The 13,205-nt window shown below is 39.6% G+C and carries 10 protein-coding genes; 4 read left to right on the top strand and 6 right to left on the bottom strand.

Features of this window, described 5'->3' with window-relative positions; genetic code table 11:
• Positions 1 to 24: 24 nt before the first annotated feature.
• A complete protein-coding gene (locus QI031_RS20265; RefSeq protein ID WP_281481454.1) occupies positions 25 to 1,398 on the bottom strand; it encodes a cysteine desulfurase-like protein in 1,374 nt (457 codons plus the stop codon).
• Positions 1,399 to 2,310: 912 nt separating this feature from the next.
• Between QI031_RS20265 and QI031_RS20260 the strand changes: the two genes are divergently transcribed.
• Both QI031_RS20260 and QI031_RS20255 read left to right on the top strand, forming a co-directional pair.
• Positions 2,311 to 3,108, top strand: a complete 798-nt coding sequence (locus tag QI031_RS20260; RefSeq protein ID WP_281481453.1) for an SDR family NAD(P)-dependent oxidoreductase — start codon at positions 2,311 to 2,313, stop codon at positions 3,106 to 3,108.
• Positions 3,109 to 3,146: 38 nt separating this feature from the next.
• A complete protein-coding gene (locus QI031_RS20255; protein WP_281481452.1) occupies positions 3,147 to 4,736 on the top strand; it encodes an FAD-dependent oxidoreductase in 1,590 nt (529 codons plus the stop codon).
• An 82-nt stretch (positions 4,737 to 4,818) separates the two neighbouring features.
• On the opposite strand, the gene QI031_RS20250 is transcribed toward QI031_RS20255, so the two are convergent.
• Together QI031_RS20250 and QI031_RS20245 are read right to left on the bottom strand one after the other, a co-directional pair.
• Entirely contained in the window at positions 4,819 to 5,196 is a 378-nt protein-coding gene (locus tag QI031_RS20250; protein ID WP_281481451.1) for a hypothetical protein, read from the bottom strand.
• 40 nt (positions 5,197 to 5,236) lie between these two features.
• Positions 5,237 to 5,518 (bottom strand): hypothetical protein, encoded by a 282-nt coding sequence (locus QI031_RS20245; protein ID WP_281481450.1) that lies wholly within the window; start codon positions 5,516 to 5,518, stop codon positions 5,237 to 5,239.
• Between the two features lie 155 nt (positions 5,519 to 5,673).
• Between QI031_RS20245 and QI031_RS20240 the strand changes: the two genes are divergently transcribed.
• Positions 5,674 to 8,844, top strand: a complete 3,171-nt coding sequence (locus tag QI031_RS20240) for a DEAD/DEAH box helicase (RefSeq protein ID WP_281481449.1) — start codon at positions 5,674 to 5,676, stop codon at positions 8,842 to 8,844.
• Positions 8,845 to 8,849: 5 nt separating this feature from the next.
• The gene (locus tag QI031_RS20235; RefSeq protein ID WP_281481448.1) at positions 8,850 to 9,689 is read left to right on the top strand and encodes an SWIM zinc finger family protein; all 840 of its coding nucleotides are present in this window, start codon (positions 8,850 to 8,852) and stop codon (positions 9,687 to 9,689) included.
• 213 nt (positions 9,690 to 9,902) lie between these two features.
• On the opposite strand, the gene QI031_RS20230 is transcribed toward QI031_RS20235, so the two are convergent.
• The 3 genes from QI031_RS20230 to QI031_RS20220 form a co-directional block, all read right to left on the bottom strand.
• Entirely contained in the window at positions 9,903 to 10,658 is a 756-nt protein-coding gene (locus QI031_RS20230; RefSeq protein WP_281481447.1) for a class I SAM-dependent methyltransferase, read from the bottom strand.
• A gap of 156 nt (positions 10,659 to 10,814) precedes the next feature.
• The gene (locus tag QI031_RS20225; protein WP_281481446.1) at positions 10,815 to 11,603 is read right to left on the bottom strand and encodes an MBL fold metallo-hydrolase; all 789 of its coding nucleotides are present in this window, start codon (positions 11,601 to 11,603) and stop codon (positions 10,815 to 10,817) included.
• A gap of 430 nt (positions 11,604 to 12,033) precedes the next feature.
• On the bottom strand, positions 12,034 to 13,092 hold the full coding sequence (locus QI031_RS20220; protein WP_281481445.1) for a DMT family transporter: 1,059 nt from the start codon (positions 13,090 to 13,092) through the stop codon (positions 12,034 to 12,036).
• Positions 13,093 to 13,205: the final 113 nt, after the last annotated feature.

Raw genomic sequence — 13,205 nt, 5'->3', positions numbered from 1 at the left:
ACATAAATTTTCAGCTAGGGAAAATCACTGGTTTTTACAAGCAGCAACTTCCTTTAACACCTGCAAAAATTGGTGAATCTCTTCAACGCAATTGTAATGTGCCAATCCAACTCTTATTAAACCGCCACTTGCTTCTACTCCTAACTTTTCAGTCAAATTGATCGCATAAAAATTACCATGCCAAGCAAAGATACCGCGATCGCCTAATGCTTTAGCCGTGGTTTCAGGTGTTTGCCCCGCAAGTCGAAACGCTACTGTTGGTGTCCGCCAAGCAAAACGAGCCGGATCGGTGATGCCATAAAAACTTAAACCAGGAATTTCCAACAGTCCGGCAATTAGCTTTTGGCTCAATTCTCTTTCGTATTGCTGAATCGCTGACATTGCTGCAACTAAGGCAGCCCGACGACTATGATAAGCAGATGCTAATTCGTGACTCGGTTGATTTGGCGAGGTGAGAAAGCTGGGACAGTGGAATGTTTCTAAACCTTCTTTATCAGCTGTTGCCAAAGCTGCAACCAATTCACTATCAATTGAGGGTGAGACATGGCAACCTAGTTTTGCTAAGTAGTTAATCGCCGCCACCATACCTGCTAAACCTTCATGATTCAGAGTTCCAGTTTCCCAACAGAATGGTACTTCTTCTGGGGCTGGTTTTAGTTTATAAGGACTAAAACGAGTAAGATGCTCCCGCTTACCATACAAAATACCAACATGAGGGCCGAAAAATTTGTAAGCTGAACAGGCGAGAAAGTCGCAGTCTAAGGCATGTACGTTAATAGGTGCATGAGGAGTGTAGTGGACTGCATCAACAAATACCAAAGCCCCAACAGCATGGGCAAGACGTACTATCGCGGCAATATCGTTGATTGTTCCCACAGCGTTGGAGGCATAACCAATCGCCACCAACTTTGTCTGCGAATTAATCTGTTGTTCTAGATCACTCATATCTAGAGTACAGTCTTCGATATTGACATCCACCATGCGGACAATTACACCCTTTTCCTCCAAGGCATACCAAGGGGAAACATTGGCAGCATGATCAAGCCGCGTCACAATAATTTCATCGCCTGATTGCAGTTCTCGACCGATAGCCCGACTCACGGCAAAGGTAAGGGTGGTCATATTTGCACCAAATATCACCTCATCACTATTACAACCGAGAAAATCAGCGATCGCTGCACGAGCAGAGGTAATCAGTAAATCTGTACGCGCACTTGTAGCAAAAGCCCCGTGAGCATTGGCATTTGATTTTACCAAATAATCACTAATCGCATCTAGCACCGCTCCTGGTACTTGAGTGCCGCCTGGCCCATCAAAAAAAATTGCAGGTTGACCGTTGATTTTTTGTGTAAGTGCAGGAAATTGAGCGCGTATCCATTTCAGGTCAAGAGACTCCATATAAACTCCTGGATTAATAGTGTTTTATAAATCAGGACTTACGCAAGAACTTTCTGAAATTTGTATTTCTCCGTGTCCTCTGCGGTTTAATTTTCCATTAATTGTGCATAAATCCTGAATAAGTTAAAAGTTGTTTGTAAATTACCTCAAATAGCTTGTAAACCCGATATTTCTCTTTCCTGTTTTATCCTTGGCAGTAGTTTGTGGCAAGATGCTACGTGTCTAATTTAAGTGGATGAAATACACCCTCTAGCCTCTAGTTCCTAGTCCCTAACTTCTTTTCTCTTTCTATCATAAATAAAAAAATGTCCGCAAACGCGGACACTAGTAAGGCTTTCTGTCACTTTTTGGCTACAATCATGTGGTACATGATGTTTTTAGTTTCAATTATTTCAGATGATAAATCAAGGTATAAGAAACATTATTTTAGACATAAATTATTGAGTTATATCTTTATATAAAAGCACTAAAAGTTCAAAAATCAGTATTTTTGATTTCTGTTTATAGTGTAAGTGACAAAAACTAGAAATTAAAAATTGCGAGAACTTTGTTTAAATGAATTATTTGCTTTGTTTTTCGAGTGTGTTTTGGACAAAAACTAGATATATAAGTCTTTCACAAAGCGGCATTCCAAAGATTTTTCAATTACAACTATAAAGGTGGTCAGGTTAATAGCCCCAGAAACTCCCAGTTCTGGGGTTTTACTTTGATATTAATTGGTTGATATCCGTCTTAAGACTGAATAATTGATTTCATAAATATATCTATGATTAGTTGAATAACTGAATTTATTTTTAATAAAGTGAGATGTCAAAGTTAAAACTGTCTCACTAAACTTTTAGAAATTAATCATCGTCTCACCGATTTGTGAGTTTATTGAGACGAAATAATTACTAGATAAGGAATTGCATAATGGATCTTGGATTAAAAGGTAAAATCGCTGTAGTTACTGGAGGTGATTCTGGTATTGGTAAAGCAACAGCCGAACTGCTAGCTCGTGAGGGGGCAAAGGTAGCTCTCATTGACAAAACCTCAGAGTCACTTCAGCACGCCGTCGAAAAGATAAAACCCTTTGGAGAAGTGCTGGGAGTTCAGGTAGACTTAACCAAACCTGAAGAAATTGAAGCAGGTAAACGCCAAATTCTTGAGCATTTTGGTACAGTTCACATCTTAGTGAATGCAGCAGGTATTACCGGAGCTACTGGAGATTTTCTAGAAATTAGCGATGAAGATTGGTACAAGGCTATTGAAGTAGATTTAATGGCAGCAGTACGTACCTGTCGCGCCTTTATTCCGTTAATGCGTGAGGCTGGTTGGGGACGAGTAGTTTTAATTAGTTCAGAAGATGCTGTACAGCCTTATGCAGATGAACTACCTTACTGTGCTTGCAAAGCTGGTGTGCTTAACCTTGCCAAAGGCTTGTCAAAAGCCTACGGCAAAGATGGTGTGTTAGTAAATACAGTTTCTCCTGCTTTTGTTGCCACCCCCATGACAGATGCGATGATGGAAAAGCGATCGCAAAAAATGGGTGTTGACTTTGATCAGGCTGTGGCAAGTTTTCTCGAAGAACAACGCCCTCATCTCGAACTGAATCGACGCGGTAAACCCGAAGAAGTAGCGGCTGTGATTGGCTTTTTGTGTTCTGAACAATCAAGTTTTGTTTTAGGTGCTAACTACCGGGTAGATGGTGGTTCAGTCGCCAGTGTGTAATTCGTAATGATTCAACTGTTGTCCATTTGAGAATATTTATGAAATATATAGAAGCGATCGCCGCCAATGTCAATGACCTCAAAGATGGTGACATGCGACAGGTGCGTGTAGGCGAAAAAGAAGTTTTACTGAACAAATTAGATGGCAAGTTTTATGCCATTGGCGCACATTGTAGTCATTATGGTGCGCCTCTGGCGAAAGGTGTATTGAGTGGACATCATGTAGTTTGTCCGTGGCATAATGCCTGTTTTGATGTGACAAATGGCGATCAAAACCAACCCCCTGGTTTGGATGCTTTAGCTTGTTATGAAGTGCGGGTAGAAGGAGAAAACGTCATTGTTAGCGTACCAGAAAATACCACAGGATTGCGATCGCCAGATATGGCACAATTCGACCCTAACATTGATGGGCGAACATTTGTCATCTTAGGTGCAGGCACAGCAGGTACTCACGCCGCAGAAACTTTGCGAACTGCTGGATATCAGGGGCGCATTGTGATGATTACCAAAGAAGATAAACTGCCTTACGATCGCACTAAACTGAGTAAAGCTTACTTAGCAGGTAAGGCATCTCCAGAGGAAATGCCACTGCGATCGCCAGAGTTTTATGATGAACATCATATTGAAGTGCTGTTAAATCAGCAAGTCAAGCAAGTAGACACAACAGCAAAAAAACTCACCTTTAGCAATGGTGATTCATTGAGCTATGATGCGCTGTTAGTAGCCACAGGCGGCAAGCCACGTCAGCTAGATGTTCCTGGTGCAGATTTACGAAACATCTTTACATTACGTAGTTTTGAGGATGCTAATCATATTTTGACAGCTGCCGAGTCAAAGGGACGAGCGGTGGTGATTGGCTCTAGTTTTATTGGCATGGAAACAGCAGCAGCGCTAACTCAGCAAGGCTTTGATGTCACTATTGTCTCACCAGACGATGTGCCTTTGAAGAAAATTTTTGGTGAGCAAATCGGTAAAAGATTTCAACAAGTGCATGAAGAAAATGGCGTTAACTTCAAATTTAATAGTAAAGCAGTAAAATTTGAGGGTAATGGTCAAGTAGAAACTGTAATTTTAGATAATGGCGATCGCTTGGCTGCAAATATAGTAATTATAGGGATTGGCGTACAACCTGCAACAGATTTTCTGCAAGATGTCAACTTACATCCTAAAGATCACAGTGTTGTAGTTGATGAATACTTACGTGCAGCTGATGGACTCTACATTGCTGGTGATATTGCTCGTTATCTTGACTGGCGCACAGGCGAATCGATTCGTGTTGAACACTGGCGCGTTGCGGCTCAACAAGGACGAATTGCAGCTCATAATATGGCGGGAAAATCAGTCAAATTTAGAGGACTGCCCTTTTTCTGGACAATGCAATTCAAATTTCCGTTACGCTACGTTGGACACGCTGAAAGTTGGGACGAAATTATCATAGATGGGGATCTACAAAAGCAGGAATTTATTGCCTTCTACGTCGCCAAAAATCAAGTATTAGCAGTTGCAACTAGCCATCGAGATCAAGAAACAGCAGCAATTTCTGAACTGATGCGGTTGAATCAAATGCCATCAATTGATGAATTACGGAATGGCAAAGTTGATTTCGTTAATAGAGCGAGATCAAATTAACAAAAAACCTGTATTTGATCACCAAAACTCTTTGTGTCTTAGTACCCTAGTGGTAAAAAAATCCTGAACCACGATAAACCTTTTACCAACCACTAGCGCCAGTCTTTTTGCAGACAATTTGCATTGCCTTACCTGGGGAAGAACTTGCTACAAAAGCGACTTCCCCTGTTTTTTGCTCTTCTTGAAGTACTTGTCCTCCTGAGCCGTAAATGGCAATATGATCGAGAAACAGCCGCGATTGTCCGCATGATGCCGAGAATGTAGTCTCAAAAATACCATCACCATACATGCCATAAAGCTTGTATGTTGTGCCGCTAATAGTTTCTATATCTAGAGCTATCCGGTTGCCTAACTTGTCATGCCCTACCGTGATATATCTTTCTATATCTTCAGCGATCGCAGTACCACTACTGAATAAAACAGCGATCGCTCCTACAATACCACTTATTTTTAATAACATCGCCTTAAAAGTATCAGATTTGATATCTTTCTACTCATAATCACAGCAATTCCGGCACGGTATAAGCACTGAATTGGAATAAAGTTGAGAAATCATCGACCTGCAATGCCAATACATCGACTTGTAATGCCAATGCATCGATTTGTAATGCTAATACATCACCTTGTAATGCCAATGCATCGATTTGTAATGCTAATACATCACCTTGTAATGCCAATGCATCGACTTGTAATGCCAATGCATCAACTTGTAATGCCAATGCATCGATTTGTAATGCCAATACATCGATTTGTAATGCCAATACATCGACCTGCAATGCCAATACATCAATCTGTAAAAATTAATCTATCCTGCGTTACGCAGCAACTCTAAAAAACTTGGGTGTACAAGGTAGCTTTAAAAATGTTACTGTTACCTCCATTTGGTAAAGTAATTCTAAACCACTAAAATTTCTACTCATCCAGAGGTATTGCAACTATGAAAGTCCTTCATGGCAGCTGGATACCCAATGCAGAGACTGGCTTTATTCAGTCAGGCGCTTTTTACTTGTGGGTAGAAACCCCTATTGTGAAAAAAAGCCGTACTAATCGTCCACACACTCATCCCGGACATTTGCCACAGAATGAATTAATCACGTTTCTCACCCAAGAGTTAGGAATTAAAGAACCAGCGCCTAAATTAAGTCAGCGTATCTCTCCAAAATACTTTGCCCTGCCAACTATCAATAATCAACCCATCCCTTCACCTGAATTAGTTAAGTATTTGGAAGTGGAAATTCCCGAAGATTACGAGGAATTTCAGTATTGGCAAGTGGATTGTTATCAAACAGTGATATCTGCCAAAGCTGAACTAGCAATCAACGTAATTAAGCTCCTCAACGATATTCATTTTTTAGCACTATATAATTCTGGTGATATTCAACTCGGTTCTGATTTATTGTTTTGGTATCACTACACCCAAGCTTTTAAGCAAATAATTCTTAAAGATCAATATATTCCGGCATTGAAATATCGGCAGTTAGAAGCTACGAAGACTAAGAAAAAAAGCAAACTACCAACTTCGCCGCCATTTGAAGTTTACGCTACCTGGGAAATTATTTCTGAGGAATACACAGCTAATATTCAAAAATATGTTGATTATATGCCGCTGATTTGTGTGGCAGGTTCTACAACAGCCAATAATATTGAGTTCTTCGATAAAGAAACTTTGTTGCGTCACTTTTCGGAATGTGTACTTAACGATTTAGTGACGCATACACCCTCTACAGCCGCTTTTGACAAGCAAATTGCCGATTCTCTCATTGATTATTGCTTTTATCCCCAACGACATAACCCGTTAACAACAAATGCTGCACTAGAAGAATACAAGCAATGGCAAGCTTGGAAAGCCAAAATTACCCGCACTCAAGCAGACTCACCTTTTCATCTTTGCTTTCAGTTACATTCCCCTCCTACTGAAGAGATAGATAACTGGCAAATGCAGTTTTTGGTAGCTAGTAAACAAGATCCTTCTTTGAAGTTGGAGTTGGCAGACTATTGGAATATGAATAAAACTGCTAAAACTGATGTCTACAAAAAGTTTGGCAAAGAATTTGAAACTAATTTGTTGTTAAATTTGGGTTATGCAGCCAGAATGTATCCCAAACTGTGGCAAGGATTGGAAACAGATCAACCCACAGCTATGCAACTGACTTTAGATGAGTCCTTTGACTTCCTCAAAGAAAGTGCTTGGGTGTTGGAAGAGTCTGGATTTAAAGTAATTGTACCTGCTTGGTATACTCCCGCAGGTCGTCGTCGCGCCAAAATTCGCCTGCAAGCATCAGGACGTAAACTTGCCCCCACTAAAGGCGAGACAAAAAGTTACTTTGGTTTAGATTCACTAGTACAGTATCAATATGAGTTAGCGATTGGTGAGCAAGTCGTCACCCCTCAAGAATGGGAACAACTAATTAATGCCAAATCTCCCCTAGTGCATTTTCGCGGTCAGTGGATGGAGCTAGATCGAGATAAAATGCAGCAATTACTGGAATTTTGGCAATCTCACGGCGATGAACAGCCCCAAATGAATTTGCTGGAATTTCTCCAACGCAGTGCCGAAGTTGGGGAAGAATGGGAAATTGAACATGATGATGTGCTGTCGGAGATGATAGCGAAGCTACAAGATAAAAGCCGATTAGAACCAATTTCTGACCAATTAAATCTGCAAGGAAACTTGAGAGAATACCAAAAGCGGGGCGTTTCTTGGCTGGAATATTTGGAACGTTTGGGTTTAAATGGCTGTTTAGCAGACGATATGGGTTTGGGTAAGTCGGTACAGGTGATTGCGAGATTAGTACAAGAGAAGGATTTACACGAAACTCTTTTACCAACGCTGTTAATTGCACCTACTTCTGTTGTGGGGAATTGGCAAAAAGAAATTGCCAAGTTTGCACCTCATTTAAAAACTATGGTGCATCATGGTAGCGATCGCCTGCAAGACTCGAAAGAGTTTAAAGTTGCTTGTCAGCAGCACGATGTGATCATTACTTCCTTTACCTTAGCTCGTAAGGATGAGAAATTATTAAATAGCGTCGAATGGCAACGCCTGGTTTTAGATGAAGCACAAAACATCAAAAATCCCAAAGCCGCGCAAACCAAAGCTATTCTGAAACTCTCGGCAAAACATCGGTTAGCGTTAACAGGAACACCTGTAGAAAACCGCTTACTAGATTTGTGGTCAATTTTTAACTTTCTCAATCCCGGTTATCTGGGTAAAGAAGCTCAATTTCGTAAGTCCTTTGAAGTTCCTATTCAAAAAGATAACGACCGGGTAAAATCGACTACCTTGAAAAAGTTAGTTGAACCTCTAATTTTGCGACGCGTCAAAACCGACCAATCGATTATTAACGATTTACCTGATAAAGTTGAACAAAAACTCTACACCAACTTGACAAAAGAACAAGCATCACTTTACGAAGTAGTAGTCAAAGATGTAGAAGAAAAATTACAACAGACAGAAGGTATTAAACGTAAAGGACTAATACTTGCAACATTGATGAAATTGAAACAAATTTGTAATCATCCAGCCCAATTTTTACAAGATAACAGTGAATTTTCTACCGAGCGATCGCATAAACTTAGCCGATTAGCGGAAATGGTAGATGAAGCAGTTGCAGAAGGAGAAAGTTTACTAATATTTAGTCAATTTACTGAAGTTTGCGAAAACATCGAAAAACATATTAAACATCGGCTGCATTGCAATACTTATTACTTACATGGTGGCACTACTCGCAAACGCCGCGAACAGATGATTAATGAATTTCAAGAACCAGATACAGAACCATCTGTATTTATTCTTTCACTAAAAGCAGGTGGTGTTGGTATTACCTTAACTAAAGCTAATCACGTCTTTCATTTTGACCGTTGGTGGAATCCAGCCGTTGAAGACCAAGCAACAGATCGCGCTTTTCGGATTGGTCAAAAAAAGAATGTTTTTGTGCATAAATTTGTTTCCATTGGTACTTTAGAAGAAAGAATTGACCAAATGATTGAAGATAAGAAAAAACTCTCTTCTGCTATAGTTGGTAGTGATGAATCATGGCTAACAGAATTAAATAATGAAGCCTTTAAGCAATTAATCGCATTAAATAAAAGTGCAATTTTGGAGTAAATTTTATGACTAAATTTAGTCGAACTTGGTGGGGCGATCGCTTTATTAAAGCATTAGAAAACTTTACAGATGATAATCGACTCAAACGAGGGCGTTCTTATGCTAGTGGTGGTAAAGTTTTGAATTTTGATATTGACCAAAATAAAATTACTGCTCAAGTCCAAGGTTCAATTAATCCATATTTTGGTGTTTATACAGTACCAATTTACAAGATAGCTATTGAAATTAAACCTATCGCCAAAACAAGCTGGAATGAAGCTATTAAAAAGCTTTCTTCTAAAGCTAGCACTGTATCTCGATTACTGCTGAATGAAGTACCAGAAAACATTGAAGATACTTTTTCTCGATTAGGACTACATTTATTACCCCACAGTAGCAAAGACTTCACTACTAAATGTTCCTGTCCCGATTATGCCAATCCTTGCAAACATATCGCCGGAGTTTATTATCTCGTAGCTTCTCAACTAGACAATAACCCATTTTTATTATTTGAACTTCGAGGATTATCTCAAGCAGAACTGCAAACAAAACTTGCTGATTCCCCATTAGGTAAAGCACTTGCAGAAGAACTAAATGCTAAAGAAATCTCTTTAGAAACTTCCATATCTTTTTACACCCAATTAGCCAAACAATCTATTGACGAAAAGCCAACTGCAAGGGAATTTTGGTTAGGAACCAAGCGATTACCACAAACCATTGAAGTTCCCACCCCTAGCGGTGTATCAGCAATTCTAATTAAAAAGCAAGGAGATTTTCCCGCTTTCTGGCCAAAGAATAATTCGTTTATTGAAACAATGGAAGAATTATATCAGCGAGTCAAAACAAAAAACCAAAACTTAATATAATTCTTCCCCATGCCCCGGATGCTGTTGGCGAATCAGGTGGGGGTTTGACCCATCAATTGAATATTTCCAATATTTCTCAGTGCGTTTCAACGCACTTGGGCTATTAGCCCGCAATTAATTGCAGGGCGGGAGAACAACGCAAAGCGAAGGATTTTATGGTGGGGGTTATATCCCTCAATTAATTGACCAACAGTATCTGCCCCATGCCCCATACTAAACAGTAGGCTCCAGCAACTTCCTATAACAACGAGCTGTAATTAAATAAGGGTGAAAAACTTCTAAATAATACCGTTGAATTGTCCGAAAAAACTTTTCTACTACTTGTGGATCTTCTATATGAAAAGGAAACTCATTGTTTAGTCCTTGTGAAAAGTACCAATTGACGATTAACTTGCCGTTCGATGATAGAACATGATAAAAATCTAACAATTGTTGAATTGGATCTGGCAAGTGTTCTAAAACATCAAAACATAAAATGGTGTCAAAATTTTCCGTAGTCGGGAATTGCAAAGAACAAATAATTTTATCCTCCAAACCTAGTTTTTTTGCCCGATATTTGACAAATTCACAATGAATAGGATTAATATCACAGTAGATTACTTGTGTTACTTTAGGGCAAAAAGCAGCTGCGATCGCATGAGTACCAAGACCTCCACCAAAATCTAGTACTTTGCCATCAGCTTGGTCTGCAATTAAGCATAAGGTATCTTGAATATAGTCTTGGCTTCCCAAATGAAAGGATGCTAAATCAAATAAATAATTATTACCTACTTGGTTGTTATAAAATTCAGTTACTGTTTCCCACTGAAAATTATTTTGACCTAAATCAGACATCTTTTGTTGGCCTGCCAGAATATTAGCTTGCAAAAGGTCTGGATCTAAATTCAAAAATGTTTGTAAATGATGCTTGAGGTGAAAGCTATTATTCCAGTAGGAGCTAAAAAAAGCAGGAACGGGAAAAGATAACATGCGTTTAGTTTTTGATTTATACTACGCGGGTTAGTTATTAGTTGTCAGTTGTCAGTTGTTAGTTGTTAGTTGTTTTTTATCTGGTTTAATACTCCATATTCTTATGGGTGGTCTTAAAAACATCGTTACTATTGACCACTGACCACTGACAAAACTTTACCCACTTATAGGTAGAGTTTTATGCTCTTCTAAGCATAATTCAAAGCGATCGCCTGGAGTAGGATCAATTACCTGCGTTTTCAAATTGTTCTTTTCTAGTAGCGCCCGAAATTCTTCTGCACTCCCGGCAGCTTGCAATAATTTCATCAGCAAACCTTCAAACGTCACATCTCCTCCGGCTGCTGTGGGGAGCATTACTTGTGGTTGTAGAGATTTTGCCACTTCCAATGCACTGTTTGTTCCTTTAATAATCGGCCCCAGTAAAGGTAGTGCCAAGTCAACAATTGGTGTAATAATTACATCCACTGGTGCAACTTGTTTAACTTGCGGAGAATGATAGCCGTGAGGCTCGTAATAAAGCGTTAAACCACTTGCTAGCTCTTTGAGGAGATAACCATTTTCTACCAGAGTAGGGCCAATGGGAGAGCCAGGAAAAGCTGTAATCTCTACTTGATTATTCAATGTGAAACTTTCCCCATGAGCCAAAGATGTCACAGAAGTATAATCCAATTCTTGTACTACTTTTGCAGCATTAGGAGAAGCCACAACCTGAATTTGATGGTCAAGCTGCTTTAGCGTTGGTGGGTGAGCATGGTCTTCTAAACCCTGAGACAGCAGAATTAAATCAATATTTTCTGGTATGGGGCGTTCTTGAGATTTAGAGCCTTTAAACAACCAATCCAAGTTACTGAAAGTTAACGAACCAACCAGCCAAGGATCAATCAGTATTCGTTGATTACCGATTTCAAGTAGCCAACTATTGCTGTCTAACCAAGTTAAGTACATAACCAAAGCAAATATAACACCTGTCTTTATTATCAATCACTCCAGCTAGGTTGTGAATTTTGCCTTAACGGGTGATTTTTTCACAAAAAACTACAATGTCAATGTAGGTTGGGTTGAGGAACGTCGTAGACCCGTAAAGCCTGCGGCATAGCTACGCTTAGCGCGTAGACACTCTGTCTCAAGACCCAGGCTACATTACGATTTCCTCACTTAGTTCAGTCTTAAAGATGAATGTGTCTGCAAAAACCAAATATTTAAATTCGGCGTTGCTGAATCAAGGGATGAAATTTATGTGTTGAGATCTAAAACTCTTTATTCTCTCTGCACCTCCCTTCGGATTCACCAGTCGCCTGGGTCGGGCTAACCCTCCCGCAGCGCTGGTTCACTGCGCCTCTGCGTGATAAAAATCATCCCGCATTTATGCAACGCCTTAAATTCCTTTAAATCCCACGTCAGTTTCTACTTCTTGTTGTGCTTGCATAGACCTTACCTGTTCTAGGGCAACTCTTTGGCGAGTCTGATGCCAAGTACCTAATTGGCTAACAAATATGCCCACAAAAACTAAACTACCTCCTATGTATTGAGCCTGTGTCGGAGCTTCATTCAGTATCAAATAAGCTGCTAGAATACCTACAATTGGAGTAAAAGAGCCAATTAAAGAAGTCATAGACACAGTGGAATCTCTTAAACCCTTTAGCCAAAACGATTGACCTAAAACTACAATTACGACACCATACACTAACATCCACTGCCATAAAAAAGGTGAGAATACACCCATAAAATGATCCTGACCATAAAGTATTAAAGCTAGCAAGAAAAAGATCACAGTTCCCAAGGCAGTACGAAAAATAGTGTAGATTCCTAAAGGAATAACAGAGAGATATTTTTTGCTAATAAGTGTGGCTACTGCTACAGCCAGCGATCCAGCTACGGCCAAAAGTTCTCCTAAGCCTAAATGCAAACCTGCCATATTTATCATGGCTGGATCTAGTGGTTGTAAAAAGATTGTTAGAGTAACTCCAATGAATGCTGCGATCGCTCCGACAATTTCCCAAAAATATACTCGTTCTTTTAGTAACCAAATCGACAAAGCCAAAGTCAAAGGCGGTTCCAATCTACCGACTAAAATAACGTTGTTGACATTAGTCAGTGCCAGCGCCTGAAAAATTAAACCAGGAGCGATCGCTCCTGATAAAATAGCTATTATTGTCAGAATGTACCAATTTTGACGGGAGATTTGTTTTAAAACTGTTTTGTTACACTGTCGCCTATAGATGATTACCAAAACTATTAAGGCGCATAGGTTTCCTACAAACAAAACATTACACAAAGAAATGGGATTCTGTCCATCCATGAAATGTTTAGCGCCGATTTCTGTCAGTTTACGGGTAACTGCACTAGACGCTCCAAAGATCACAATTGCTAGCCAAAGATAAATCTGACCAGGAATTTTAGAAGTGAGACGATGCCATTTTCTCAGACTGGTCACTATAAAATCACTATAACAAAAATGCTGTTAATAATATTAGCCTTTTGTGCTGAAGTCCAGATAAAAAGAATATGAGAAAATACTGAGATTTGGCAATTTTTGTTGACCTATTA

The sequence above is a fragment of the Halotia branconii CENA392 genome (assembly GCF_029953635.1).
GTDB lineage: Bacteria > Cyanobacteriota > Cyanobacteriia > Cyanobacteriales > Nostocaceae > Halotia > Halotia branconii.
Note: the sequence above shows the minus strand (reverse complement) of the source record. Positions and strands in the feature narration are given on the sequence as shown.